General features: G+C 49.0%; 26 protein-coding genes. 11 read left to right on the top strand and 15 right to left on the bottom strand.

All coding sequences use genetic code 11. From position 1 onward, the window contains the following. Positions 1 to 7 precede the first annotated feature (7 nt). The 3 genes from NNX04_RS08265 (at position 8) to NNX04_RS08275 (ending at position 5,760) form a co-directional block, all read left to right on the top strand. On the top strand, positions 8 to 3,127 hold the full coding sequence (locus NNX04_RS08265) for an efflux RND transporter permease subunit (protein ID WP_261948109.1): 3,120 nt from the start codon (positions 8 to 10) through the stop codon (positions 3,125 to 3,127). A 111-nt stretch (positions 3,128 to 3,238) separates the two neighbouring features. After that, positions 3,239 to 3,655, top strand: a complete 417-nt coding sequence (locus NNX04_RS08270) for a hypothetical protein (protein ID WP_261948110.1) — start codon at positions 3,239 to 3,241, stop codon at positions 3,653 to 3,655. 56 nt (positions 3,656 to 3,711) lie between these two features. Continuing rightward, positions 3,712 to 5,760: a heavy metal translocating P-type ATPase gene (locus tag NNX04_RS08275; protein WP_261948111.1), complete on the top strand. Its 2,049-nt coding sequence runs from the start codon at positions 3,712 to 3,714 to the stop codon at positions 5,758 to 5,760. A 41-nt stretch (positions 5,761 to 5,801) separates the two neighbouring features. Here the strand turns inward: NNX04_RS08275 and NNX04_RS08280 are convergent, their stop codons facing one another. Beyond that, positions 5,802 to 6,086 (bottom strand): hypothetical protein, encoded by a 285-nt coding sequence (locus tag NNX04_RS08280; RefSeq protein WP_261948112.1) that lies wholly within the window; start codon positions 6,084 to 6,086, stop codon positions 5,802 to 5,804. 89 nt (positions 6,087 to 6,175) lie between these two features. On the opposite strand from NNX04_RS08280, the gene NNX04_RS08285 reads away from it, so the two are divergent. Beyond that, a complete protein-coding gene (locus NNX04_RS08285; RefSeq protein WP_261948113.1) occupies positions 6,176 to 6,586 on the top strand; it encodes a MerR family transcriptional regulator in 411 nt (136 codons plus the stop codon). A gap of 15 nt (positions 6,587 to 6,601) precedes the next feature. Here the strand turns inward: NNX04_RS08285 and NNX04_RS08290 are convergent, their stop codons facing one another. Then, positions 6,602 to 6,970 carry an ArsR/SmtB family transcription factor gene (locus NNX04_RS08290; protein WP_261948114.1) on the bottom strand — a complete coding sequence of 123 codons (369 nt, stop codon included), beginning with the start codon at positions 6,968 to 6,970 and terminating at the stop codon, positions 6,602 to 6,604. 183 nt (positions 6,971 to 7,153) lie between these two features. Here NNX04_RS08290 and NNX04_RS08295 point away from each other — a divergent pair, with 183 nt between their 5' ends. The 3 genes from NNX04_RS08295 (at position 7,154) to NNX04_RS08305 (ending at position 10,322) form a co-directional block, all read left to right on the top strand. Next, on the top strand, positions 7,154 to 8,122 hold the full coding sequence (locus NNX04_RS08295; RefSeq protein ID WP_261948115.1) for an arsenic resistance protein: 969 nt from the start codon (positions 7,154 to 7,156) through the stop codon (positions 8,120 to 8,122). Next, a complete protein-coding gene (locus NNX04_RS08300; protein ID WP_261948116.1) occupies positions 8,115 to 10,055 on the top strand; it encodes a cytochrome c/FTR1 family iron permease in 1,941 nt (646 codons plus the stop codon). The genes NNX04_RS08295 and NNX04_RS08300 overlap by 8 nt, the downstream gene beginning before the upstream one ends. 114 nt (positions 10,056 to 10,169) lie before the next feature. After that, complete coding sequence (locus NNX04_RS08305) at positions 10,170 to 10,322, top strand: FAD-dependent oxidoreductase (RefSeq protein ID WP_261948117.1); 153 nt, start codon at positions 10,170 to 10,172, stop codon at positions 10,320 to 10,322. Positions 10,323 to 10,384: 62 nt separating this feature from the next. On the opposite strand, the gene NNX04_RS08310 is transcribed toward NNX04_RS08305, so the two are convergent. The 11 genes from NNX04_RS08310 to NNX04_RS08360 form a co-directional block, all read right to left on the bottom strand. Then, complete coding sequence (locus tag NNX04_RS08310; RefSeq protein WP_261948118.1) at positions 10,385 to 13,372, bottom strand: Tn3 family transposase; 2,988 nt, start codon at positions 13,370 to 13,372, stop codon at positions 10,385 to 10,387. Between the two features lie 116 nt (positions 13,373 to 13,488). Continuing rightward, positions 13,489 to 14,055: a hypothetical protein gene (locus NNX04_RS08315; protein WP_040133153.1), complete on the bottom strand. Its 567-nt coding sequence runs from the start codon at positions 14,053 to 14,055 to the stop codon at positions 13,489 to 13,491. Further along, on the bottom strand, positions 14,052 to 14,447 hold the full coding sequence (locus NNX04_RS08320) for a hypothetical protein (protein WP_040133152.1): 396 nt from the start codon (positions 14,445 to 14,447) through the stop codon (positions 14,052 to 14,054). The genes NNX04_RS08315 and NNX04_RS08320 overlap by 4 nt, the downstream gene beginning before the upstream one ends. Before the next feature lie 23 nt (positions 14,448 to 14,470). After that, the gene (locus NNX04_RS08325) at positions 14,471 to 14,905 is read right to left on the bottom strand and encodes a MerR family transcriptional regulator (RefSeq protein ID WP_261948119.1); all 435 of its coding nucleotides are present in this window, start codon (positions 14,903 to 14,905) and stop codon (positions 14,471 to 14,473) included. 19 nt (positions 14,906 to 14,924) lie between these two features. Then, positions 14,925 to 15,725, bottom strand: coding sequence for a putative bifunctional diguanylate cyclase/phosphodiesterase (locus tag NNX04_RS08330; protein ID WP_020833625.1), 801 nt, complete (start codon positions 15,723 to 15,725; stop codon positions 14,925 to 14,927). 11 nt (positions 15,726 to 15,736) lie between these two features. Further along, positions 15,737 to 17,404, bottom strand: coding sequence for a mercury(II) reductase (gene merA, locus NNX04_RS08335; protein WP_020833624.1), 1,668 nt, complete (start codon positions 17,402 to 17,404; stop codon positions 15,737 to 15,739). A gap of 37 nt (positions 17,405 to 17,441) precedes the next feature. Beyond that, positions 17,442 to 17,861, bottom strand: a complete 420-nt coding sequence (gene merC, locus NNX04_RS08340; RefSeq protein ID WP_007642843.1) for an organomercurial transporter MerC — start codon at positions 17,859 to 17,861, stop codon at positions 17,442 to 17,444. Positions 17,862 to 17,864: 3 nt separating this feature from the next. Beyond that, positions 17,865 to 18,143: a mercury resistance system periplasmic binding protein MerP gene (gene merP / locus NNX04_RS08345; RefSeq protein ID WP_007642844.1), complete on the bottom strand. Its 279-nt coding sequence runs from the start codon at positions 18,141 to 18,143 to the stop codon at positions 17,865 to 17,867. Positions 18,144 to 18,195: 52 nt separating this feature from the next. Then, positions 18,196 to 18,543 carry a mercuric transporter MerT family protein gene (locus NNX04_RS08350; protein WP_007642845.1) on the bottom strand — a complete coding sequence of 116 codons (348 nt, stop codon included), beginning with the start codon at positions 18,541 to 18,543 and terminating at the stop codon, positions 18,196 to 18,198. Positions 18,544 to 18,636: 93 nt separating this feature from the next. Next, positions 18,637 to 19,023, bottom strand: a complete 387-nt coding sequence (merR, locus tag NNX04_RS08355) for an Hg(II)-responsive transcriptional regulator (protein WP_040133151.1) — start codon at positions 19,021 to 19,023, stop codon at positions 18,637 to 18,639. Positions 19,024 to 19,025: 2 nt separating this feature from the next. Next, a complete protein-coding gene (locus NNX04_RS08360) occupies positions 19,026 to 20,048 on the bottom strand; it encodes a tyrosine-type recombinase/integrase (RefSeq protein ID WP_139758094.1) in 1,023 nt (340 codons plus the stop codon). A gap of 204 nt (positions 20,049 to 20,252) precedes the next feature. Between NNX04_RS08360 and NNX04_RS08365 the strand changes: the two genes are divergently transcribed. From NNX04_RS08365 to NNX04_RS08380, 4 genes are all read left to right on the top strand, one after another. Continuing rightward, complete coding sequence (locus tag NNX04_RS08365) at positions 20,253 to 21,302, top strand: DNA-binding protein (protein ID WP_011711649.1); 1,050 nt, start codon at positions 20,253 to 20,255, stop codon at positions 21,300 to 21,302. 119 nt (positions 21,303 to 21,421) lie between these two features. Continuing rightward, positions 21,422 to 21,754, top strand: coding sequence for a YnfA family protein (locus NNX04_RS08370; RefSeq protein ID WP_040133149.1), 333 nt, complete (start codon positions 21,422 to 21,424; stop codon positions 21,752 to 21,754). Between the two features lie 36 nt (positions 21,755 to 21,790). Further along, positions 21,791 to 22,738: an ArsO family NAD(P)H-dependent flavin-containing monooxygenase gene (locus NNX04_RS08375; protein ID WP_261948120.1), complete on the top strand. Its 948-nt coding sequence runs from the start codon at positions 21,791 to 21,793 to the stop codon at positions 22,736 to 22,738. 85 nt (positions 22,739 to 22,823) lie between these two features. Beyond that, positions 22,824 to 23,099, top strand: coding sequence for a hypothetical protein (locus tag NNX04_RS08380; protein WP_261948121.1), 276 nt, complete (start codon positions 22,824 to 22,826; stop codon positions 23,097 to 23,099). A 73-nt stretch (positions 23,100 to 23,172) separates the two neighbouring features. Here the strand turns inward: NNX04_RS08380 and arsJ are convergent, their stop codons facing one another. Together arsJ and NNX04_RS08390 are read right to left on the bottom strand one after the other, a co-directional pair. Beyond that, the gene (gene arsJ / locus NNX04_RS08385) at positions 23,173 to 24,402 is read right to left on the bottom strand and encodes an organoarsenical effux MFS transporter ArsJ (RefSeq protein ID WP_261948122.1); all 1,230 of its coding nucleotides are present in this window, start codon (positions 24,400 to 24,402) and stop codon (positions 23,173 to 23,175) included. Between the two features lie 2 nt (positions 24,403 to 24,404). Then, complete coding sequence (locus NNX04_RS08390; protein ID WP_261948123.1) at positions 24,405 to 25,421, bottom strand: ArsJ-associated glyceraldehyde-3-phosphate dehydrogenase; 1,017 nt, start codon at positions 25,419 to 25,421, stop codon at positions 24,405 to 24,407. Positions 25,422 to 25,424: the final 3 nt, after the last annotated feature.

A 25,424-nucleotide genomic window follows, 5' to 3' on the forward strand; every position in this document is an offset into this window, starting at 1 on the left:
GTGTAGCATGATTGATTCACTACTACGCTTAGCCATCGAGCGGCGTTATCTATTTTTAAGTTTTGTTTTATTAATCGTCGGCATCGGATTTTGGAGTTATCAAAAACTCCCTATTGATGCGGTGCCCGACATCACCAATGTCCAGGTGCAAATTAATACCGCCGCACCAGGTTATTCGCCGTTAGAAGCCGAACAGCGGATTACTTACCCGATAGAAACCGCGTTGGCAGGGTTACCCAACCTATCCTATACGCGGTCGTTGTCTCGCTATGGTTTATCACAGGTTACTGTGGTGTTTGACGAAGGTACCGATATCTATTTTGCCCGGAATCTTATCAACACCAAACTGGGATCGATGAAAAGTGTGCTGCCTACCGGTATGGAACCTGAAATGGGACCCATCTCGACAGGATTGGGTGAAATATTTATGTATACCGTTCAAGCGACTCCCGAGGCGCGAACGCAAGACGGTAAACCATACGATTCTACTGCCCTTCGTGAAATTCAAGACTGGATAATCAAACCCCAGTTGGCGCAGGTAAAGGGTGTGGTAGAGGTAAACAGTATTGGTGGCTATAACAAGCAATACCACATTACGCCAGATGTACAGAAACTCCTGCACTTCGGGGTGTCGATGGAAGACCTGGTTGATGCGCTTGAATCCAATAATGATAACCGTGGTGCAGGTTACATCGAGCGCAATGGGCAACAATTACTAGTGCGCTCGCCCGGCCAACTGCAAACCTTGGATGACATCGCCAACGTCATTGTTGCGCAGCAGGATTCTGTTCCCGTCAAAATCAGTGATGTTGCCGATATTGCCATCGGGAAAGAGCTTCGAACCGGTGCGGCAACCCAGGATGGTGTTGAAACGGTGCTGGGTACGGCCATGATGCTCATCGGAGAAAACTCACGCACCGTAGCGCGAGACGTAGCGGCAAGGCTGATTGATATTCAAGCTTCACTCCCCGAAGGCATTGTTGCGACACCCGTTTATGATCGTACAGCGTTAGTCGATAAAGCCATTGCAACGGTCAGTAAAAACCTTTTGGAAGGCGCCTTATTGGTGATTGTGGTGCTTTTCCTGTTACTCGGGAATTTGCGTGCAGCACTGATTACGGCGGCAGTAATCCCACTATCGATGCTTGCCACCATAACCGGCATGGTACACACCGGGGTGTCCGCAAACTTAATGAGCCTTGGGGCATTGGATTTCGGGATCATCGTCGATGGCACTGTGATTATCGTGGAAAACGCTATCCGGCGTTTATCCCATGCTCAACGTGAAGGCGCTCTTGGCCTGCGCGAACGCTTGAACGTGGTTTTTGAGGCAACCTCTGAAGTTATTCGGCCCAGTCTGTTTGGTGTCGCGATCATCACCGTTGTGTATATCCCGATTTTTTCCCTCACCGGCGTGGAAGGCAAAATGTTTCACCCCATGGCCGCAACGGTCGTGATGGCACTTGTCGCCGCAATGGTTTTATCCCTCACTGTTGTGCCGGCTGCGGTCGCGGTTTTTTTAAGCGGGAAAATCAGTGAACAAGAAGGCGTTGCCATTCGCAGTGCGAAGCAAATCTATAAGCCTTTATTGTTGCTGGCATTTAAATTCCGTTGGTTTGTGATTGGCGGTGCTACCGGTCTTGTCATCATTTGCACGTGGCTTGCCACAACACTGGGATCTGAATTTATTCCGCAACTTAACGAAGGCGATATCGCGTTACATGCCATGCGAATCCCCGGTACCGGCCTCGAACAAGCGGTCGAAATGCAGGAAGTTCTCGAACAGCGCATCAAGTCGTTTCCCGAAGTAGATAAAGTCTTTGCACGCATAGGTACTGCCGAAGTTGCGACCGATCCAATGCCCCCGAATGTTGCCGATAATTTCGTTATCTTAAAGCCTCGATCCGAATGGCCCAATCCCGATAAGACCAAAGAGCAGTTGGTGGAGGAAATGGAAAAATCGCTTGAGGAACTACCCGGTAATAATTATGAGTTCACCCAACCCATCCAAATGCGGTTCAACGAACTCATTTCAGGTGTCAGAGCCGACCTGGGTATCAAGGTGTTTGGCGATGACCTTGATCAACTGGTGTTGACCGCTAACGACATACTCGAAGCCTTGAATCAGGTAGAAGGTGTGGCCGATGCACGCGTTGAACAGGTGACAGGGTTGCCGACACTTTCAATTATTCCGAAGCGAAGCGCGTTGGGCCGCTATGGATTGAATGTGTCAACACTTCAAAATTGGGTCGCCGCTGCCGTTGGCGGTGAAAGTGCGGGCATATTGTATGAGGGTGATCGGCGCTTTGAACTCATCGTGCGATTACCGGAAGCTGTGCGGCGCGATGTCGAGAAGCTCAAGTTTTTACCGGTGCCACTGCCTAACGGCGATTACGTTCCGCTCGCTGAAGTAGCAACTATCGACATTTCTCCGGCACCTGCACAAATTAGCCGGGAAAATGGCAAGCGCCGGGTGGTTGTGACCGCAAATGTAAGGGGACGCGATCTGGGCGGCTTTGTGCAAGATGTTAAAGCGCAAATTGCCGACAAGGTGGATATGCCCGCAGGGTATTGGCTGGATTACGGCGGAACATTTGAGCAACTCGAATCGGCCAGTAAGCGCCTGTCTCTTGTGGTGCCACTGACGCTGCTGCTGATCATCGGCATTCTTGTTATGGCGTTTGGCTCGCTAAAAGACGCGTTAATTATTTTTAGTGGCGTGCCTTTGGCGCTCACGGGTGGAGTGCTGGCGCTAGCCATTCGAGATATGCCCATGTCCATATCGGCAGGTATTGGTTTTATTGCGCTTTCCGGTGTTGCCGTACTCAACGGCCTCGTCATGCTCGCTTTTATTCGTGATCTCTGGCACGAAAAAGGGGATTTGATGTTGGCTGTGACCGAAGGCGCACTTGTTCGCTTACGACCGGTTCTGATGACCGCATTGGTAGCAAGTCTTGGTTTTGTACCAATGGCACTGAACACGGGAACCGGTGCAGAAGTCCAACGTCCATTGGCAACCGTTGTTATCGGCGGGATTATTTCCTCGACGCTGCTGACGTTGTTTGTGTTACCCGTTTTATATCACTGGCTTCATAGCAAATTTGGGGCGACCAGGCCAAAGAATTAATTTCCTTCGAAGGCTCAACGTTTGGCGCTGATTGTACCGATTTGATGAAAACCGATGACCGGGGCACAGAGTGCCCGGTCATCAACCGGTTTTTTCACAGGAGCATTGACTATGACCACCTTTAAAAAATTAATTATTTTGCTATCGATTGGGATATTACTAAATGCCTGCCAATCACCATCAATGACTCAGCCCCAAGTCGCGTTTGAGGATGGTGAACTTCGGCAACATCACTTGAGTCTTGTGAAAGCGGCGGCCAAATTTGATAAGGGAACCCTGACCTTGAGCGGTGGTGTTTGGCCCGAACACAAGCAAGTGCATGTGAAGTGCGGTCAAATACAATTGCAGCTATTCGACACTCAAGGCGTGTTATTAAAAACCATCGCCACTGATTATTCTCCCTGCCATCTTCACTTCAAGCCGAATACCCGACGCACGGGTTATTTTTCAATAGTGATCAATAATATCCACCCGCAGACATTGATTATTAAAGCCAGCTATCAAAAAAAGCCGCATGAGCCTCATTGATTTTTTGTGATATGACTCTTCATTTTCCATCACTATTTTCAAGTAAAGGATACGCTATGGAACATACACACCAATATGATGAACAGGGCAAACAACTGTGTTGCACAGAAGAAGCAAAAATCAATAACACAGCAAATGCGCTAATAAAAAATAGCCCCATGAAAAGCTGTAGTTGTTCCGGTGACGATCAAGATCAGCATACCAATGATGATAGTCATGACCACGATCATGCCAGTGAGGATGGTAACAATATCAGGCTATTTCTACCTGCCGCACTGAGTTTCGTTGCACTGCTGATTGCAATAGCACTGGATAATTATTTTCCACAAACCTGGTTTACGGGCTGGGTACGTATTGGCTGGTATGTTGCCGCCTATTTACCTGTCGGCCTGCCCGTGTTGAAAGAGGCCGTTGAGAGCATCGTCAAAGGTGAAGTGTTTTCTGAATTTTTATTGATGGGTATTGCCACCATCGGCGCTTTTGCTATTGGTGAATATCCGGAAGGTGTTGCCGTGATGTTGTTTTATTCTGTCGGTGAAGTATTCCAGACCCTCGCCGTGAAAAGAGCAAAAACCAATATTAAAACCCTGCTTGATCAACGCCCCGACGAAGTAACCGTGTTACGCAATAATCAAGCGATGACTCTCAAAGCAGAGACCGTCAGCATTGGCGATATTATCCAACTCAAAGCAGGTGAGAAATTAGGATTGGATGGTGAACTCTTATCTGAAACCGCCTCATTTAATACCGCTGCGCTGACCGGCGAGAGCAAACCTGACACAAAAACCAAAGGTGATAGTGTTTTGGCGGGCATGATTAATCTCAATGCAGTGTCTCAAGTCAGAGTAACCACTGCCTACACCGACAGCAAACTGTCCCGAATTTTAGAGTTAGTACAAAACGCTGCTGCGCAAAAAGCGCCTACCGAATTATTTATCCGAAAATTCGCCAAAATATACACACCTATTGTAGTTGCGTTGGCCGTTGCGATTTGTGTGGTGCCATACGTATTTGTGGAGACTTATGTATTCAGTGAGTGGTTGTACCGTGCGTTGATTTTCCTGGTGATCTCCTGTCCGTGTGCACTGGTCATTAGCATTCCACTGGGCTATTTCGGCGGCATAGGCGCAGCCAGTCGAAACGGTATTTTATTCAAAGGCAGTAACTTTTTGGACACCATTTCTACCATTCAAAACGTGGTGATGGATAAAACCGGTACCATGACGGAAGGTGTTTTTAAAGTACAAGAGGTCAACCTGAAGCCCGAGTTCAATCGCGATGAAATCCTGAAAATGGTTAATGCGCTGGAAAGCCAGAGTACGCATCCGGTAGCGACCGCTATTCATCAATATGTAGGCGATATCGATAGCAGCATTACATTGAACAATGTTGAAGAAATATCGGGTCATGGATTGAAAGCCGACGTGAATGGCAAAGTGTTACTGGTCGGTAATTTCAGGCTGCTCGATAAATTCGCCGTCGCCTACGATATTGATCCGGCCTCGATTGTGTATACCGTCATTGCGATTGCCTACGACCATAAATTCGCGGGTTACATCACCATTGCTGACAGCATAAAAGAGGATGCGCAATTAACGATAGACACGCTGAAACAACTCGGTGTCAACATTACCATGCTTAGCGGTGACAAAAATTCCGTGGTGCAATTTGTCGCACAGAAATTAGGTATCGCGAATGCCTTTGGTGATCTGCTGCCAGAAGATAAAGTTAACAAGGTAAAAGAAATCAAAGCGCGCAATGAAACCGTTGCATTCGTAGGTGATGGTGTTAATGACGCACCGGTCGTTGCCCTGAGCGATGTCGGTATAGCGATGGGCGGCCTTGGCAGCGATGCAACAATCGAAACAGCCGATGTTGTTATTCAAGATGATAAACCCAGCAAAATTCCCACTGCCATCGCCATCGGTAAACAAACCAAACGCATTGTTTGGCAAAACATTTCCCTCGCGTTCGGTGTAAAAGCCATCGTATTAATACTGGGTGCTGGAGGCTTAGCCACAATGTGGGAAGCGGTTTTTGCGGATGTTGGCGTAGCGCTGCTGGCGATTTTGAACGCGGTGCGAATTCAGCGAATGAAATTTTGAGAGAAGATCGACATAGCGCCAGCCATCGGAATAATTTAGCGTTACTCTGCATTTTTTATGCTGGAGGTGCTGCACTGATTCTTACCGCATTCATCGGAAGGTTCAGGGCAGCACTGTTTTTTACGACGAGTCGCCATATAAATAATACCAAGGATTGCTACAGGCAGGAGGCATAGAAGTAGATCTACACTTTTCGGCCCAGTTACTATTGCCATCAAGCTTGCTGAAGACGCGCCAGCAATGACTAAATACAGCGGGACTGCACAACAGCCGATACACGCAATAGCCGCTGTAAATACTAACCATACTGATTTACGGTTGTTCATGAAAACTCCAAAATTGAATGAAGGCACAGGAGTCTTTAGCGTAAAATCTGGAGTAACTACAGATTCAAGTGTTTTATCAAGGATTAACTATGTTTGGGATTGGCGCACTTTCACATGCCACCGGCTGCCCGATTGATACCATCCGTTATTATGAAAAGCTTGGGCTATTGGAAAAACCTTTCAGGTCTGAAGGCGGCCATCGCCTCTACAACTCTGTCCATCAAAAACGTCTCTCATTTATTCTGAAAACCCGTGGCTTGGGATTCAATCTGGAGCGAACTCGCGAGATGTTGAGCCTTGCGGAAAACACGGAACGATCCTGTGCAGATGCACTAGCCTTGGTGAATAATAATTTATGCGAAGTGAGCGAAAAAATTGTCGAGCTTCAGCGTATCCAAAAGGCGTTGGAGCAAATGGCAAAGGATTGCCAATGTTGTTGTCCAGGTGCCCGAGCGCCTGAATGTACTATTGTTGATGCCTTATCCAATCTGAAAAACTAAGTATCGCATAGATCGCTAATCACTCGGACGGCCTTCGCATTTGGCAAAGAGTTCAATTGCTCTATCGCAATATTTGCAATGACCCTGACAGCAGTCGTGCATTAAGAATGCAACCAGATCCGACAATGTTGAAAAAATCACGCTGTAAATAATTGATCGCCCATCGCGTCTGCTCTCAATAAGACCCGCCTGCTCAAGCTGATTCAAATGGAATGAGATACGAGACGGCGCTTCCCCTCCTAATTGCTCTGCAATAGTTCCCGCCGCCATGCCGTCTGCACCTGCCACAACAAGCATGCGAATAATACGCAGCCGGGTTTCCTGCGCGATGGCAGCGAAGCTGGCAAGTGCTTGCTGCTCAGCCATCATACGAGATGGTTCCATATAACAATGCTCACTAGGTAAATAGGGTGATCCCAAAAAGATTCACCAGTATTTTAATACTTCAACAAATATAGAAATGATAAACAGTCTCATTTATTATAACCGCGCTTTGGCACAAGCCATCCTCCTGAAGGGTGCGCCCTCCTGCAAACGCCGGGTATTTGATAACAATGGAATCAAGCTATGCAACACATTCGTGAAAAACTGGAAAATCAGCAGGTCATAATTTACTTTGTTGCGGTCATCGTTGCCGCAGTAATTGCACTAATGGTACCGGGCATGAGCATGCTGGAACGCGCAATCAATCCTGCTTTAGCGTTAATGCTTTTTGTCACTTTTCTTCAAGTTCCTGTGGCCGATTTAGGTCGCGCCTTCACTCGAATTCGCTTCCTGAGCGCATTGCTGATCACTAATTTTCTTATTGTTCCATTGCTCGTTGCGGGCTTGATTCAGTTTTTACCCAATGATCCGATGATTAGACTAGGCGTCCTGTTTGTATTGCTCACGCCCTGTATCGATTACGTTGTTACCTTCTCACATTTGGGGCGTGCTGACGCCCGTTTATTATTGGCAGCAACTCCGGCGCTACTCATTACTCAAATGCTTTTATTGCCCGCTTATCTCAAGATGTTTTTGGGAGAGGCAGCGGCAGATCTCGTACAAATCGGCCCATTTGTGCACGCCTTCATTTGGTTAATTGCCGTCCCACTCGGATTAGCAGCGCTAGTGCAATTATGGGCCACACGAACCTCCGTTGGTGAACGTGTTTCCAATGCACTCGGCTTATTACCAGTGCCAGCAACCGCGCTGGTTTTATTCATTGTTATCGCAGCATTGATACCCCAACTTGAAACCGCTATCGATGCAACATTAAAAGTTATACCGGTGTACGTCGCATTTGCAGTAATTGCTCCGCTACTCGGATGGATTGTTGCTCGCCTGTTGCGGCTTGAAGCAGCTGCTGGCAGAGCCGTCGCATTCAGCGCGGGCACCCGTAATTCACTGGTCATACTGCCGCTGGCATTGGCCGTACCCGGTGCTATTCCCGTATTGCCCGCCATTATCGTGACGCAAACGATGGTCGAGCTTATTAGCGAGCTGATTTATATCCGCTTGATCCCGAAACTTGGAGGCAATAATAAAAGTGAATAATCAAAAACGTTTTCTTACGCGGATCGCCAGTGTTGTTGCTATTTGGTTTCTTATTTCAGGCACTGCATTCGCACAAACTGGAGCATCGGGCGATGCAAAGCAGCTATGGCAGCTGCTTGATTATGTTGCGGTAGATTACAGCGGGGCTGTCGCCGATGGTGTCATCATCAGCGAGGCGGAATACGCTGAGATGCTGGATTTTACAGAGAATGCGGGCTCGTTATTACAGTCTCTCCCGGAGCACGTATCCAAACCCGCTATTGCCCAAAAAATTGCCGAGTTGCGCGCAGCTGTCCTGCGTAAAGAGGCAAGCGCCGAAGTCAGCCGACTAGCAAATCAGGCAAATTCATCACTGATAACTGCCTATCCCTTTCCAGTAGCTCCTGCAACAGTCCCCGAGCTTGCTCGCGGACAAACTCTTTATGCGGCGCAATGTGCTGCATGCCATGGTGTGGATGGAAAAGGTGATGGTCCGCTTGCTGAAAGCCTGGAACCCAAGCCGATTGCATTTACGGATGCAGAGCGTGCCCGCACACGCAGCCTGATGGCTTTATATCAGGTGATTTCGCAAGGAGTGGAAGGCACATCGATGGCGAGTTTTGAAGCACTCCCAGAAGCAGATCGATGGGCGCTCGCATTTTATATCGGTACGCTTTCTTACGATGAATCCATGCGCGAAGAAGGTAAGCAATTCTGGAATAACGATGGACAAATAAAGAGCCACTTCGCTGATTTGACCATGCTTACGACAATCACCGAAGCAGCACTGGCCGAAACCATACAAGAACATAAAGCTCGCGCTGTCACCGCTTACTTACGAAACAACCCCGATGTTGTAGAAAAAAATAAACCTGTTGGTTTGGCGCTATCCCGATTGCGTCTTGCGGAAAGTCTGGCCGCTGCACGAGCCGGAGATCGAAACCTCGCGACACGTTTGAGCTTGTCAGCATACCTGGATGGATTCGAACCACTGGAGCCTATAGTGGCCACTCGTGACGGTGCTTTGATGATTGCCGTTGAAACCGCGATGCTCACCTATCGCTCAGCAATTACAAAAGGAACCATTGAACAAGCTGAGACTGCGGCAGTTCAATTGGAACAACTTTTTGTACAAGTCGATGCGCTAATGCAAGAAGCGAAAGCTGACCCTACAACAACGTTTGTTGGAGCACTCACGATTCTTTTACGCGAAGGTATCGAAGCGTTGTTGATTGTGATCGGCATGATTACATTCTTGAAAAAAACAGATAGACCTGAGGTACTCCGCCATGTCCATAGAGGGTGGATAAGCGCCTTGCTCGCTGGCGTGCTGACGTGGGTCGTAGCAACTTATCTAATCGGCATTAGCGGTGCTAATCGTGAGGTGACGGAGGGAATTGGCTCAGTACTCGCAGCAGTTGTTTTACTTAGTGTTGGATTGTGGATGCACCAGAAAAGCAGCGCTGGCAAGTGGCAAGATTATTTGAAAGGGAAAATGTCAAAGGCAGTGTCGCAGGGTTCAGCGTGGGCATTGTTCGCGCTGGCATTCATCGCAGTGTATCGAGAGGTTTTTGAGACTGTGTTGTTTTATTCCGCACTGGCAGCAGATGGAAATGGCGGCGCGTTGATGGCCGGTTTTTTCACAGCGTTAGTGTTATTGATAATAATCGCGTGGGCATTGCTGCGCACAAGCGCACGTATGCCGCTTGGAACATTCTTCTCTTTTACCTCCATTTTGGTGGTTGTACTTGCGGTAGTGTTAATTGGCAAGGGCGTATCCGCTTTGCAAGAGGCAGGATGGATAGGCGTAACGCTCATTACGATCCCACGTATCGAATGGCTCGGACTTTATCCCACACTGGAGACATTTATCTCACAAATAATCGTAGCCTTTGTTGCAGCAGGTGGCTTCGGTTGGAGTTGGTTTAAAACTCGCAACAATACGATCAAATAATTCAAATGAATGGCTTTGGTTAAATTAGCGCTATCCTGTCATGTGAAATTACGGGCATAGCGCTAATGCTTTCTTGATGAGTTTGGATAAAGGATCTTCGTTGTAATGGAAACAATGGTTGATGTCGTTATTATCGGCGGCGGTCAGGCCGCACTCTCTGTAGCTTACTATCTGCGTCGCACGGATTACTCCTTCGTTATTCTGGATGCAGAGACTTCCCCCGGCGGTGCCTGGCAACATGGCTGGGACAGTTTGCGTCTTTTCTGAGGTCCGGCCGGTAAAAGCGTTGAATTTAGCCACTTCTAACGTAACCGATTGAATATTATGAATTAATCAACCAGCAGTTCAAAAGTCATGGGCTTAACCTGCTTGGTTAGATCCAGCCCAAAACTTCCTAGCCGCCCCAAATGCTCGGTATGATACGGTGAGAATTCGGCCATAATGTCGCGGGTAATATTGTACCCTTCCGACTTCAATTGATTGAACACTTCGGTCATCGCGTTTACGTTGTATAAGATCGCGAAGTTGGCCAGCAAATGATTGTATTTAACGATTTTGCTTTGTTCGTGTCTCAAGTTTGCAGGAATTTTCCCGCCATTAGCAAAAAACAACCACCGGGCAAACTCATTGAACTCTTCGCTCTTACAGGTCGCTGCCTGGATTGTTTTGCGCAGATCAACGTCGGTAATGTATTCCAGCAAAAACATGGTTCTGACCACGCGCCCGAGTTCACGGAACGCAAAGTACAGCTTGTTTTTCCGGTTCTTGGTGCCGAACCGGCGCAGGATTGTCGAAGCGGTGATTTTCCCTGCTTTAACTGACATGGCCGTTCGCATCATATCCGCATAGTGCTTTTCAATGAGATCCCACTTGATCGGCTCCTTGAACAAAGACTGAATATGCTTGAGTACCATGGAGCGATCAGGCTTATAAAAGCTGAGATCTTTGATATTTCGGATACGGGGCATGAGCTTTATGCCCAGCAAGTACGCCAGGCCAAAGACGGGTGTGGATTGCGCCTGTGTATCGCCGTGAACGGTGTCCGGATTAAAATCAGATTCATCGTTGAGTAGGCCGTCCAAGATATAAATCGCCTCGTAGACACCGCAGGGAATAAACCGGCTGAACAATGCAATATAGGTGTCCGAGACGTGGTAATAGGCAATGCCGCCATAGCTGCCATACCGAATATGGTATTCAGATAGCAAATTATCTTCGTAGAGATCCCAAAGCTTTCCATCAGCGGACACACTGCTGCCTGATCCCCAACACTCAATGAGCCGGTATTTCTTATACTCGCTATTGATCTTCGCAATAGCTTTATCGAGACGCGCTTCCGTCGTGCGTTTTAAGTTAAGCCAGGCGACTTGCTTGCGAGAAACGCCCTGCACAGATCGCACGGTTTCGGTGGGACCAATGTTGGTACCGTAACAAAACACGGTCAGGACAAAACGTAACTCCGGGTCGCTGATACGTGATTCGAAGCCCGACAACGGGCCAAAATGTTTATTCAGGTTCAGCCACTTTTCGACATTGATAATCACATCAAGCAGGTTGATTTTGTCCAACCGATCGCGCAAAAGCGCTCCAATTTCTTCGACTTCAGGTAAGGGTTGATCAGGCTTTGGTTTACCGATAATCAGATTCCCGTTTTCAATACGAACCAGTTCGTCCTCCGGGAATTGGCTGTCAGCTTTCCGGCAGCTCGTTTCCATGGACTTCTTCAGCGTTGTTGTAAATTCAGTATCACCGGCGACGAGCCCTACCTCCTCGCAATAGGTAGGCAACTGCGCTTCGTATTCTTCCCAGGTGATCATCTGCTCCCGGTAATCATCGAAGGTTTCACTGTAGGGAATGAACAAGTCACCGGTACTTAGTTCTTCAGCGATCCGTTCAAACACACACAGCTCAAAACAGGTTTTATTAACCTCCGACACCTGTGCTGATTTGGTTGATTTTCCCGTGACTAATTTCCACCAGCTTTCGCGAATCCAGCGAATATTAATGACATTTCTGGAAGAGGGATCGTTCGGATCGCTTTGAATTGACAGGAACTCCGTGCGACGCTTTTTGTGCGTCAAAATAAACTGGAACGCATTGAGCAAGTCCTTGTCTTCCGTGGCCGATGCCAGGTTGAGTATTTCAATCGTACGAAACAAGGTGGATCGTTGCTTTTTATAGAGTCGAACCATAAACGGCAAATAGTTGTTGCCTGCGAATGCCATATATTGTTCGCACATTTGCATTAGCTGATCACTGTTCTTTCCCAGTATCGGATCAAAAGCTGCCACCGAATCGGGTTTATCAAGATACACCTTGACCGTCCCAGACAACACAGAAATCAAATGATCGGTTTGCTTTTGATGGTCTGCAAGGTACTTCTCCAACAGCTTCTGCGCCGAGCGATCCATTTTTAACAACATCTTGATAAAAATATCGGCGGCGTTATCCAGTGTTTGTGCGTATTGGTGCCGGATTAAAACGATGACGAGTGCGAGTCGCTTGTTCAGCTTTAGTTTCATCAATTCGGCGTAATCCAGGGCCTTGGCCTCGTTGATAAACTGCTGGTGTTTAACTGGCGGCAACCCCAAATCCGTGGGCAAAAGTGTTTGCAGGGATGTAAGCCATTCCAGGTATTGGATGTACGCATGGATATTGCGAGGGGTCGGGCGTTTGGGTTCATTTTTCAGCGTGCTCCAACCAAAACCATTCAGTCCTGTGCTAGATCGAAGAATATCGTTGATGCATTGGCGACTTTCAGACTCTAAAAAGCCACACAATTGATCGTAATACCGAGTGTTGACTTCGGCCCTGGCCGCCTGACATATCCGCTCAAGTACACTGAACGCCGGTAACTCGTATCGCTCTTTGACCAAATATTCCAACGTGACATTGATGATATCCGGTAATGCTTCTTTGGTAGTCGCTGCCTCAAGTGCCCAAATCTGTGCCAATTCAGAGGTCTTGGCCGCATCGTAGGCTTTTATATTAAGATGGCGCCGAATCAGCTTTACGTGACGATCCTTCGCGCCCGATGTGTAATAGGTTTGGAGATCCTTCAGTGTCACCCGCGAACGGCACTGATTTTTAATGTGCGTGATGATCACCTTTGGTATTTCACCCAGGTTTACGAACCGGCCCAATCGCTGCGTGATTTTTAGCTGAATCAGGAGCCCCAAAAAGGATGCGCTGGTTCGTTTACAGTGACGCAGTGCAAACTTCTGATCTTCCGGCGTAGGTGTATAGACATCCCCTAACTCATCTTCGGTGATATCAGATTTAATTCGTGGATAAGCTGTCTGATAGATAGCGGCCATCGACTTAAATTTTCTCTGATAGATGCATTATTGTGTAAAAGCATCGCGTTATAGTTATCAGGTTTCTAGTCGTCATTTGGATATGCCTAGATTAGTCGCAAGTGGCTTTCATTGCTTTATTCCTTGTGATGGCCTGCCATTACGTCGCCTGAATTGAGATGCCAAGCATTTTGAACAATCGCAAACAACAGTAATACCAACGCCAACAGCAACAGTTCGGTTTGATACACATTGACCGCATACTGAATTTTGAGACCCATACCAGAAACAGCGGAAGGAAACAAAATGGCGATAAAACTTAAGATGGTCGGCAGCAGCGGGGTACAACACAACAGGGGGCTTACAATCCCGATAACTATGCCGCCCGCCGCTGGTGCCGTTCTGCAATGGGTCTTCTTGCGTATCAGTTGAACCCATAAATTGATGAGAACGCTCTCCAGCGTTGCGAACAAAAACGCAAATAGCGCGATTCTCAGATTAAGATGTGCAAAAGAACGCAAGCCAATATCGGAACCCAGTTCATGCGCTGGCAGGACAACCAAGTGGACGACCAGCACCAGACTAAAGAGGATCGCGGTACGCCGTTTTGAGTGAGAATCCTGAACCGGCGATTGAAATGCATACACTACAAGTGACCAGAGGCGTTTTATAGAGTTTGTAGCGCGCTTCACTATCGCATTCATTCTTCTTTGCCGTTTGTCGCAACTTTGTAAGTTCCCCAGAACATCTCCGGTAACACGCAAACCAGTGGTGTACCGATCAGTAAAAAGAGTCCTAATCCGTTAAAGGTGAGCCATTGTATCCACTGCATCCCAATGCCTAATGCCAACATGGCGGAACCCAGAAAAAATGGCCCGCTGAAAAAACAATGCATTCGCCCACATTGACGCGCATTTCTTAAACAGGCATATCCCATCCAACTTAAAGCGATCGCCCAGATACTGCCGGTCATCCACGGTGCAAGTTGCATCATGCCGGTAATCACTATGAGTATCGCTGGCAATACCCAGGTGAGAATAAATCGGCCTTTATTGGCTACCCAGTCGTGGGGGCCGGTTTCACATTTTTCTGACATCGTATACTCCTTTGTTATGGCGATCAGGCCAGTTGGCGCAGCTCCGACAGCTGTGAATCCAATGCCTGCAAGTAAGCCTGGCGTTCATCAATTTTGGTTTGCAGTTCGCGCATGGCGGCTTCACAGGCTTGCTGGTCGCCTTCGTTGATGGCGTAGAGCAAGGGTTTTATATCCAGGATCAGCAGGCCCGCCGCACGCGCTGCGCGAATGAAGCGCAGCCGGTTTAAAGCGCATTGATTGTATAAACCGAAACCACCCGCGGAATGCTCTGGGCAAAGTACCAAATTTTCCAAGACGTAATTCCTGACGGTATGCACTGTGGTTTGCGCGGGTTTCGCCAGTTGCGAGATCGTCAGGGGAAATTCGAGTGTCTGCCCATCGGCATCCATGAATGCCGCAAAGTCGGGGATCACCTCAAAGTATCGTGACACATCTTTTGACACGGCGGCTTTTGACATGGGTTTGTCTCCGTTCGTTTCAAACACTGCGGCCTGGCCACAACGCTTCAGTCGTTTCGGCATCGGCTGGCCGCGCCAGCCGATAGCCCTGTAATACATCACAGCCAAGCTTCTCTAAAAGTTGTTGTTGAGTGGCCGTCTCAACCCCTTCCGCGACGATGGATAAATTCAGGTTATGGCCAAGGGTGATGACGCTTTCGGTAATGGCGCGATCCTTTGGCTCGGTTGTCATATGCGTGACAAAGGTTTTGTCGATTTTTAGGCGGGTCACTGGGCAGCATTGCAAGCGTGCCAGCGACGAACTCCCGGTACCAAAATCGTCGATGGACAGGCGAATGCCCAGCGCCTGGCAGCGATGCAGGTTTTCGATCAGGATTGGCGTATCCTCCAGGGCCAGTGTTTCGGTTAATTCCAGTTCCAATGCCGGAGCAGGCAGTCCCGTATCACGCAATATCCTGGCAAGGTCTTCGACAAAGTCAGGTTGGTGGATTTGTAAGGCAGAGACGTTGACCGCGATGATACCCTCGGGTAAACCGCGTTGACGCCAATGCATCATCTGTTGACAGGCCGCCCGTAAGACAAACGCGCCCAGTTCCAGAATTAATCCGCTTTGTTCGGCAACGGGAATAAAGGTGTCTGACTGGATCAATCCTTCAGTTGGATGTTGCCAGCGAATGAGCGTTTCAGCGCCTTCCCAGCATTGGTGTTGAACATCCCATAGAGGCTGGTAAAAAGGAACGAATTCACCCTTGTTCAATCCATCCGCCAACGCATTGACCGTTGGGGCTGTCAGTGAATGCGTGGCGGGTGCCGTTCCCATACTGCCCTCTCTTATCCTGCACAACAGGACAGTTCTTTGACATCCTTGTTAAAGGTTTGCGCGCAGAGCTTCAAACCTTCCACCATGGTGAGGTAAGGGAAAAGCTGGTCGGCTAATTCCGTCACCGTCATACGGTTGCGGATGGCTAAAGCCGCACTCTGGATCAGTTCGCCGCCTTCGTGAGCCAGGATCTGCGCGCCTAGCAACAACCCCGTTTCCTTCTCTGTGACCAGTTTGATAAAACCGTCGGTTTCAAAGTTGGCTAACGCACGTGGGACATTTTCCATACCCAGTACGCGGCTGTCGGTCTCAATATCCTGAGCCCTGGCTTGCTCCTCGGTCAGTCCGACGGTAGCCACCTGTGGATCGGTAAAGATCACGGCGGGCATGGTGGACAGATCCAGTTTGGCGTCGCCGCCCGTCATATTGATACCAGCACGGCTACCGGCGGCCGCGGCGACATAGACAAATTGCGGCATGTTAGAGCAGTCACCGGCAGCGTAAATACCAGCAACATTGGTTTCCATGCGTTCGTTAACAACGATTTCGCCCTTTTTGTTGGTGGTGACACCCACCGCGTCCAGATTGAGTTGGCTGGTATTGGCGTGTCGCCCGGTGCTTACCAGCAAACGATCACAACTGAGCTCGCCTGCATTAGTGTTCAGGGTGAATTGATTTCCATCGTGGGTCACTTGGGTGGCTTGCGTGTTGTTTAAAACTCGAATGCCTTCTTTTTCAAAACAGCCTGCCAGTTTTTCACCGATTATGGGGTCTTCACTGTAAAGTAGTGAGTGTCTTGCCAACACGGTGACTTCACTGCCCAATCGTCGGTAAGCCTGGGCAATTTCTAGCGCCACGACCGATGAACCAATCACCACCAGGTGCTGCGGCAATTCCTCGGCAAACAGCGCTTCGGTAGAGGTCCAGTAAGGCGTTTCGGCCAGCCCCTCGATGGGAGGAATGGTTGGCGTGGAGCCAGTGGCGATCAGGATTTTATCAGCAAAGATTTCCTGCTCAGTGCCATCATTTTTTCTGACTATCAGGGTGTTTGCATTTTTAAATTGCGCCCAACCTTTAAGTAAACTAAGCGCAGGATTTGTCTCTAGAATATTCTGATACTTTGCAGCGCGCAGCTCTTCGACTCGAGCGGTCTGCTGCTGAGCCAACAAGGCTCGACTCAATTGGGGCGCATGATTTTCCAGTCCGGCAAAGGGATTATTGCGTTGCTGCTGTGCCAATTGAGCGGCGCGGATCAAAATTTTTGAGGGTACGCAGCCGACATTCACGCAACAGCCGCCAATCACATCGGCTCCCTCAATAAGAGTGACCTTGGCACCACCTTCAGCGGCTTTGATAGCACAGGCAAAAGCGCCGGAACCCGTACCGATAATCGCCACATGTTGAGTTCGGTTGCTTTCTGTGTTGCTGGTATTTTCGTTGTCACAGTAGGCGTTCGGTGCTGTGTTTTCCGCTAAGGGGTTTTCTTTTGCGGTATAACCCAGGGCTTCAATCGCTCCAATGAGATCGGTTACGCTGACCCCACCGTTTGTGGTGATCGTTGCGCTGGCGTTTTCATAAGATATTTCAACCTTATTCACGCCTTCGATCGCATCGAGCGCTTCTTTAACGTGAGCGACGCAACTTGGACAGGTCATCCCTTCTATCGATAGTAAGATCATTCGTTTTCCTCAAATAGTAGTCAGGCATTGCGTCGTGTTAAACAGCACAGCTGTCATCATCACAGCGTTTATTCGCGGGTGAAAAAATATCCCAAAGCGATACGGCAACCATCAGGCCTAACGCTGAATAGGTGACATAGCTGCTCCAGCCGTATTGGAAAAACGGATAGAGCGATAACAGCAATAAAATGGGGCCGACCACACCCAGCGCACTACGGTGCCATTGCCGGTGGCTGAACCAGCCAAGTCCGTTGAGTACCAGGGCAATCCAGGCAAACAACGGTAACAGGGTATTAACAAACAAACCTTCCCATTGGCTGAGAAAACCCAACCCGACCGCAGCGCCCAGGCTGGCGATGGCCGGGAAACACATGGCGCATCCCATAGCAGAAACCAGCGCGCCCAATGAGCTAATCTTATCGCCGAAACGGGTCAGTAACTGTATTAGCATTTCCATGCTTTACTCCTTGAGCGTTGATGGATAACCCGCATTAGTGGTGGCTTCGGTCAGTGCTTTTACTGTGGTTTTTTCGTCGTCGAATGTGACAACTGCCAATTTGGTTTCAAAGGTGACTTCAGCTTTACTCACACCCTCAACATTTTTTAAGGCATTTTTGACCGTAAAGGGGCAGGTCACACAGTTCATGGTTGGAACTTCCAAAGTAACTGTTTTCGGCGCAGCAAAAGCGGTCAGGCTGGTCAAGGCTAGCAAAGACAACAAGGCAATTTTCTTCATCATTTTCTCCAGTAACGTATTAAGTCATTAATAAAAGTGAGCGGTAAGAAAGTATTCAGGCAAACCAGACAATCCAATAATTGCTGGTGACTAGCACCAACGCAGTCAGTGCCGTTAACCAAAAGATCACCTGCCGGCGTTTTCGCACTTGAGGAACTGCACAGGCGGTGCCTGGCTCACAGTCCTCAACGGGGCGATAGACCTTCCAGCCTGCGAAGCCAAATAAGGCTAAAACCAGCAGGATAAAAATGGGACGATAAGGTTCTAACAAGGTTAAATTACCAATCCAGGAGCCACTCACGCCTAGCAGCAACAACACGAAAGGACCAGCGCAGCACAGGCCAGCGCCAACAGCCGCGATAACGCCGCCAATAATAGGTAGATTGGATTCTTTCTGTGACACGACTTACTCCTCTGATTTCAGTGTATGGAGCAAGTGTAATCTCCGTACCGATGTACGGAGTCAAACGTTTTTGTGATGCCCGTGTAAAACTAATTAAGGTTGCAGGGAGTCGATAATGGGACAATGTGAGTCATCGTTATTACTCTGACATTGCGTCAATAATGCCTTGAGTGCGCTTTCGAGCCGCTTCAGATCGGCAATTTTTTCCATGACGGCGCTGAGTTTATACTCGGCCAGCTCCTGCACCTGAGCACATGGGCGGTCATTCAAGCTTAGCAGGTTGGCGATCTCTTCCAGGGTAAACCCCAATTCTTGCGCCCGCTTAATGAACCGGATGCGATTAACCGTTTCATCGGGATAATGGCGGTAGCCCAACTCGGGTTTTGGCGGTTGCTCTATTAATCCACGACGCTCATAGAAGCGAACGGTTTCTATATTGATAGCCAGTTCTTTGGCAACTTTACTGATAGTTCTTGTCATGTTCATATCTCTTTTACCCGAACGGTATCTATAAGAACCGCCATTTTCTCCATCAATATATGGGTAGCGTTATTGGAGAGCTGCTGTCCTTCTTCAATGTACTCCCAGACGGTGGCATCGCTCTTCCATCCGCCTTGCTTTTTAATCAACTCAAAATCAACTCGTTCTCGGGCTGCCGATGTAGAGAGGCCGCGCCGGAAGCTATGGCTGCTCAATTCCGGTACAAAATCGAACTGGCAGGCGTTACCCAAAGTCTTGAGTAATTCATTAATGGCACTGGGATTCAACGCTTTAGGCTGAATCTTATCCCACCGGTTAATGGGGCGAAAAACCGGACCTTCATTAATGCCACCCAGTTCTATCCAGTTTTTCATGGCCGTAGCAGGACAGCAGTCTGGTGCACCGAAAGGTAATGCTCGCACTAAGCCGGAGGCTTGTTGATCGGTCTTGGAACTAGACAGCCGGATGAGAAGTCCTTCAGGTTCCCACACCAGATCACCGTAGCGAATGGCCACCAATTCGCTACGGCGAAAGGCACCGAAAAAGCCGGTCAACACCAGCGCGATATCCCTCAGTTTCTTTTTGGTGGTTGGTAGTTGCCGCAAATGATTCACCATTTGGGCGACGTGCTCCAAGCGCAATGCCTTGGCTTTGCGCTTGGGTTGGCCATGGGTACGACGAACGCCTTCCATGGTTTTGCGGACCAACGGATCACTTACTGGATCGATGAGCCCTTGATAATGGTGCCATTGGCTAATAGCGGTCAGGTGCAGATCCAGGGTTCGGGGATTAAGCGATTCGGCTCTGGCCAGCAGGTAACGCACGACAGTATCCCGATCCGAGGGCAGGCGACCACCCCATTTTTCAAATTGTCGAATGGCCGAACGGTAGGCTTTACGTGTGTTGTCGGATGTCGCTGCCTGGAGGTATTGCCGTAGTGGTTCGGGCCCCTGGCGTTCAACCAGGGTCGCATCCTTATTACGTAACGACAAGTTGCTAGCCTGTATTGGCGGTTTGTTGTTCATGAATAGGATTTCCTTCGATGTCGCTCAAAAGGCGGCTATGTACCGGCGTTACAAGTCGAAAATTTACGTCAAGATCAACTAGCCCACGATAAGGATGATTATCAGTGGTTAGTATCATGAATTCAAGCGATCTTGAAACGAACCAATATAATGTTATATTACGTGTTATGTAATATGTTACTAAATAATCCGAGAGGAATCACCATGGCCCGTGCCGGAGTCACTTATCACGATATCGCTAAAGCCGCTGAAGCCATTAAAACGCAAGGCCAGGAACCCACGGTGGATCGGGTGCGCGAACACCTGGGCACCGGCAGCAAAAGCACCATCGCGCCATTGCTCAAGCGTTGGCGGTCAGACAATGGGGAGGCGGCCGATGTCAGTGGGCTGCCGAACGACCTCGTCGAGGTGGTAAAGTCCCTGCATGAGCGGGTACAGCAGATGGCCGACCACCGTATCGAACAAGCTCGCCAGGAATTCGAGACTTTAAAGGAAGAACTCCGCAAAGAGTTGACCCATGCCGACAACACCATGGCGCAACTAACTGCCCGACAACGGGACCTGGAGAACCAGACCGAACGGCTGAGCAAAGAAAAAAGCGAGCAAAGTCGGTCCCTGGAAGACGCGCGTGTCAGCCTGGCCAAGGCCGAGTCCCAGCGGGACGAAGCTGCTGCACGGATTGTTGAATTGAAGGAGAGCGTTGCGGAACTCAAACAAGAAAATAAGGATATCCGCGATCATTTCGAACATTACCAGCAGCGTACTGCCGAAGACCGCCAGCAGGAGCGCGAACAATTCCGTTCAGTTAACCAGGGGCTGAACGATCAGATCCAGGATCTGCAACACCGGCTCGCCCAGGCTGAGTCGAGAGCGTCAGAGCTGTTTGACGCCAATGTGCAGTTACAACGACATGCCGATGAATTAAAACGGGCCAATGGGGCGCTAAATAGCGACGTGAAGGGAAAGATAGAAGATGTCCAGAACCTGAAACACGAGCTTGAAGAAGCCGTGGCAAAGTGCCGGGAATACCAGCATCAAAATGATCATTTGGCGCAAAACATGGCCGTGCTCACCACTCAGAAAGCTGATGTTGATAAGCAAGTGGCCGTCTTATCCCAAACACTGGAGACCACAAAAACCGAATTGAAAACCACCCAGGATAAAGCGGCGCTTCTGATCGACGAGAATAAAGTCATTCTTCAGGAAAAAGCCGTGATCCAAGGTCAATTTAAACAGCTCCAAAGTTCGCTGTAGCCGGATGGATGTATTTTGAGCGCCCGGCAGCTTAATGGTGGAATCGTCGTAGCTCATCAAATTTGTCGGTTCTTCCACTTGAAGCTTCTGTGCTTCTTCACATCAAGGATCTTTTGCCAATGAATCTGCTGTCAATTTTCACAATATTTGTAATTACTGCGGTTGCCGAAATTGTAGGTTGTTATCTGCCGTGGCTGGTACTGAAACAGAACAAGTCGGTATGGTTGTTAATTCCTGCTGCGCTTTCGCTGGCGTTATTTGCGTGGCTGTTGACGCTTCACCCAACGGCGGCAGGTCGCACTTATGCTGCCTATGCGGGCATATATCTGGGCGTTGCTCTCCTCTGGTTGCGTATTGTTGACGGAGTGGCGCTCACCCGTTGGGACATCGCGGGGGCTTTGGTCGCATTGGTAGGGGTTACCATCATCGTTATACAGCCAACGGCCGGTTAGGCAAGGCGCCATAATGTTGAATAATATCAGCCGCTTATGCTCAAAGTGGCTAAATCCAACGCTTTTACCGGCCGGACCTCTTTCTCGCCCTCCACCTGGAGTTCGTTATCGGGCTGGCAAATGCCACCCACGCAGGAAACTTACCCAAGTCGCGATCAAGTAATTCGGTATCTGGCCAACTATGAATCCCGGTACGAATTTCCGGTGCAGCGTCCGCTGTTAGTCAATGCCGTGAATAACCATGGCGATCATCTGGAAGTTGTCAGCCAACACCAGACTTGGCATGCGCGTGTCGTGGTCAGTGCCACCGGTACCTGGCGAAATCCGTTCATACCACCTTATCCCGGTATCAATCTATTCCAAGGGCTTCAGCTCCACTCGGCTCACTACCAATCCCCTATACCTTTCCAAAATAAAAAAGTGCTGGTCGTAGGCGGCGGCAATTCCGGGGCGCAAATTCTCGCGGAAGTATCGCGCCTTGCTGATAGCACCTGGGTTACTCCGAGTGAACCGCTGTTTTTGCCCGATGATGTGGATGGGCGCGTGTTATTCCAGCGCGCTACGGATCGCTGGAAAGCGCATCTTGAAGGGCGAGAGGTCGATCAACCCGTGGGTGGTTTGGGCGATGTGGTCATGGTGCCACCCGTTAAAGAGGCGCGCGAACGTGGCGTGCTGCATTCCGTGCGGCCGTTCAAACAGTTCACGGCGACCAGTGTTATCTGGGAAGATAGTTCCGAGACTTCGGTAGATGCCGTGATCTGGTGTACCGGATTTCGCCCCGCACTTTCGCATTTGCATTCATTGGGCGTAATCAATTCTGAAGGCAAAGTTGATGTGGAGGGTACCCGCTCAGTACAGGAACCACGCTTGTGGTTAGTCGGTTACGGCGAGTGGACGGGATTGGCCTCTGCCACGCTGATTGGCGTGGGGCGAACGGCACGAACTACAGCAGAGGAAATCGAGCATTATCTGGCTAAATCTTAACGGAAATGTTACAGCTGTCATAAAACCGTAACCTGCCGCTGTTGAAATTGTTCCCGGTAAATTTAAACACTGCGAGGATAATTTCATGAAAAAATCATTGGCAATTGCCGCGTTGACTGCGTTTGTTTCGATGTCTGTATTCGCTGGCCCTTACGATAAACCAGGTTTCGTCACCTTTGAAAAAGATGGCCGTGTGTGGGTATTTAAAACGGATTCTGAAGCCTTGAAACAATTTCAGGAGCATGGCGAGCCAGCAAAACAAGTCACGTTGATTGGTAAAGGCCCTGAAGGAAAAACCCTCAAGACCGATGATATGAAAACCGCAGAAGAGTATTTGAAGTTGCTTGCAAAAGCAGAGTAAATCCGGAACGTAAAAAGCCCGACTATTTGCAAAAATAGTCGGGCTTTTTTGTTCGGCTTAACACAGAAAAAAATTACGTGGGTGCAACGTGCTTTGGTAAGGCCAATGAAATTAACGCTGCTAACGCAATAAAACCAGTCGATACCCACAAACACGCTTCCAGCCCGGCGACCTGATAGACCCAGCCAGACAATAGCGTACCTATCAAGCGCCCCAAGGCATTTGCCATGTAGTAAAAACCGACATCCAGTGAAACGCCATCGGACTTCGCGTAATTCACAATCAAATAACTGTGCAGCGATGAATTGATCGCAAACACGGCGCCGAATACCAACAAACCACCAATCAATACCTGAGTTACCGGCAAGCTAGTGAAACTCATGCCCAGTGCAATAGCCGCTGGAATACCCGTCAGGATGAGTGCCCACAGGAAGGCGTGACCACCACCAGGAACCTTGCCTTGTGCTTTGCCGATAATCAGTGGAGCGATAGATTGGACAATGCCGTAACCAATCACCCAGGCCGCCAGAAAGCCGCCCACCCACCAAAAATCCCAGCCGAGCTGGCTGCTTAAAAATACCGGCAAGGCCACCACAAACCACACATCGCGCGCGCCGAATAAAAACAGGCGCGCTGCCGACAAAATATTGATTGCACGGCTTTTGGAAAACAATTCACTGAACTTGGGTTTGTTTTTGGCTTTGCCTAAATCTTTTTTCAGGAGAAGTAAACTTGCCAGCCAAATCACACCCAGGACAGCGGCCATCGCGATCACGGCATTGGTAAATCCCATCAGCGCCAACAATGCGCCACCGAGAAAAAAGCCAACACCTTTCAACGCATTTTTGGAGCCGGTCAGCAGTGCAACCCATTTAAATAATTTGCCCTGTTGATCGCCTGGTACCAATAATTTGATTGAGCTTTTTGCACTCATTTTATTGAGGTCTTTGGCGATACCCGAGATCGCCTGTGCACCCATGACCCACAGTGGACTGAGCATGATCGTGGGCACTGCAAGCATCAACAATGCAATAACTTGTAGTGCGAGGCCGATATTCATGGTGCGGTTAAGGCCGATGCGGGCACCGAGATAACCGCCCACCAAGTTGGTGATCACTCCAAAAATTTCATAAAACAAAAACAGGGCAGCAATTCGCAGCGGGCTATAACCCAATTGGTGAAAGTGCAGCACCACCAACATACGCAAAGCGCCGTCGGTTAAGGTAAATGCCCAATAATTGCCGGTGACAACAAAGTATTGTTTTATCTCTGCGCTCAGCTTGCCAGCCCCGGTAGTTGCCATGTTTATGCTCCTGCGTCCGCAAGGCCAACCAGTTTTGCTAATTCAACCGTGCGATTGGAATAGCCCCACTCGTTGTCGTACCAGGCATAGATTTTCACTTGGGTGCCGTTGATTACCATGGTGGATAAAGCATCCACAATTGACGAGCGTGGATCACCGCAGTAATCGGTAGACACCAGGGGGCGTTCTTCATAGCCCAAAATATTCAGCAGTTCGTTTTCGCTGGCTGTTTTTAACAAGCCATTCACTTCTTCAACGGTGGTAGCGCGTTCCACTTCAAAGACACAGTCCGTCAATGACGCATTGGCCAAGGGGACACGTACCGCGTGACCATTCAATCGGCCGCGCAATTCCGGAAATATTTCAGCAATCGCTGTCGCCGATCCGGTTGTGGTCGGAATTAAATTGGAACCGGATGCGCGTGCACGGCGCAAATCTTTATGCGGTTGATCCAGAATGGATTGGGTGTTGGTGAGATTGTGAATAGTCGTAATAGAACCGTGTTTGATTCCCAGCTTTTCATGAATCACTTTCACTACTGGCGCAAGGCAATTGGTAGTGCAGGATGCAGCGGTGACGATGTGATGCTCGGCGGGATTAAACAGGTGCTGGTTTACACCCATCACAATATTCAGTGCGCCGGTTTCTTTTACTGGCGCGCTCACGACAACGCGCTTAACGCCTTGGTCAAGATAAGCTTGCAATACAGCAACGGTTTTCATCTTGCCACTGGCTTCAATCACCAGATCACAACCCGACCAGTCGGTGTCGGCAATGGCCTTGTTGGTGGTGATGCGAATCGATTTTCCGTTAATGATCAGTGCACCATTTTCTGCACTAACCGCTTCCGGCCAGGTGCCTTGCACTGAATCATATTTCAGCAAATGCGCATAAGTTTCCGCATCGGCAGCAAGGTCATTGATTTGCACAAATTCAAACTCTGGCCAATGCCAGGATGCGCGCAATGCCAAACGACCAATACGGCCAAAACCGTTAATACCAACTTTGATTTTTTTCATAAT

The sequence above is a fragment of the Cellvibrio sp. QJXJ genome, assembly GCF_024452345.1.
Lineage (GTDB): Bacteria > Pseudomonadota > Gammaproteobacteria > Pseudomonadales > Cellvibrionaceae > Cellvibrio.

Excerpts from the sequence above, each read along its gene's own strand:
- NNX04_RS08265 (WP_261948109.1), top strand. The coding sequence starts at position 8 with ATGATTGATTCACTACTACGCTTAGCCATCGAGCGGCGTTATCTATTT.
- NNX04_RS08270 (WP_261948110.1), top strand. The coding sequence starts at position 3,239 with ATGACCACCTTTAAAAAATTAATTATTTTGCTATCGATTGGGATATTA.
- NNX04_RS08275 (WP_261948111.1), top strand. The coding sequence starts at position 3,712 with ATGGAACATACACACCAATATGATGAACAGGGCAAACAACTGTGTTGC.
- NNX04_RS08280 (WP_261948112.1), bottom strand. The coding sequence starts at position 6,086 with ATGAACAACCGTAAATCAGTATGGTTAGTATTTACAGCGGCTATTGCG.
- NNX04_RS08285 (WP_261948113.1), top strand. The coding sequence starts at position 6,176 with ATGTTTGGGATTGGCGCACTTTCACATGCCACCGGCTGCCCGATTGAT.
- NNX04_RS08290 (WP_261948114.1), bottom strand. The coding sequence starts at position 6,970 with ATGGAACCATCTCGTATGATGGCTGAGCAGCAAGCACTTGCCAGCTTC.
- NNX04_RS08295 (WP_261948115.1), top strand. The coding sequence starts at position 7,154 with ATGCAACACATTCGTGAAAAACTGGAAAATCAGCAGGTCATAATTTAC.
- NNX04_RS08305 (WP_261948117.1), top strand. The coding sequence starts at position 10,170 with ATGGTTGATGTCGTTATTATCGGCGGCGGTCAGGCCGCACTCTCTGTA.
- NNX04_RS08310 (WP_261948118.1), bottom strand. The coding sequence starts at position 13,372 with ATGGCCGCTATCTATCAGACAGCTTATCCACGAATTAAATCTGATATC.
- NNX04_RS08315 (WP_040133153.1), bottom strand. The coding sequence starts at position 14,055 with ATGAATGCGATAGTGAAGCGCGCTACAAACTCTATAAAACGCCTCTGG.
- NNX04_RS08320 (WP_040133152.1), bottom strand. The coding sequence starts at position 14,447 with ATGTCAGAAAAATGTGAAACCGGCCCCCACGACTGGGTAGCCAATAAA.
- NNX04_RS08325 (WP_261948119.1), bottom strand. The coding sequence starts at position 14,905 with ATGTCAAAAGCCGCCGTGTCAAAAGATGTGTCACGATACTTTGAGGTG.
- NNX04_RS08330 (WP_020833625.1), bottom strand. The coding sequence starts at position 15,725 with ATGGGAACGGCACCCGCCACGCATTCACTGACAGCCCCAACGGTCAAT.
- merA (WP_020833624.1), bottom strand. The coding sequence starts at position 17,404 with ATGATCTTACTATCGATAGAAGGGATGACCTGTCCAAGTTGCGTCGCT.
- merC (WP_007642843.1), bottom strand. The coding sequence starts at position 17,861 with ATGGAAATGCTAATACAGTTACTGACCCGTTTCGGCGATAAGATTAGC.
- merP (WP_007642844.1), bottom strand. The coding sequence starts at position 18,143 with ATGATGAAGAAAATTGCCTTGTTGTCTTTGCTAGCCTTGACCAGCCTG.
- merR (WP_040133151.1), bottom strand. The coding sequence starts at position 19,023 with ATGACAAGAACTATCAGTAAAGTTGCCAAAGAACTGGCTATCAATATA.
- NNX04_RS08360 (WP_139758094.1), bottom strand. The coding sequence starts at position 20,048 with ATGAACAACAAACCGCCAATACAGGCTAGCAACTTGTCGTTACGTAAT.
- NNX04_RS08365 (WP_011711649.1), top strand. The coding sequence starts at position 20,253 with ATGGCCCGTGCCGGAGTCACTTATCACGATATCGCTAAAGCCGCTGAA.
- NNX04_RS08370 (WP_040133149.1), top strand. The coding sequence starts at position 21,422 with ATGAATCTGCTGTCAATTTTCACAATATTTGTAATTACTGCGGTTGCC.
- NNX04_RS08375 (WP_261948120.1), top strand. The coding sequence starts at position 21,791 with ATGCTCAAAGTGGCTAAATCCAACGCTTTTACCGGCCGGACCTCTTTC.
- NNX04_RS08380 (WP_261948121.1), top strand. The coding sequence starts at position 22,824 with ATGAAAAAATCATTGGCAATTGCCGCGTTGACTGCGTTTGTTTCGATG.
- arsJ (WP_261948122.1), bottom strand. The coding sequence starts at position 24,402 with ATGGCAACTACCGGGGCTGGCAAGCTGAGCGCAGAGATAAAACAATAC.
- NNX04_RS08390 (WP_261948123.1), bottom strand. The coding sequence starts at position 25,421 with ATGAAAAAAATCAAAGTTGGTATTAACGGTTTTGGCCGTATTGGTCGT.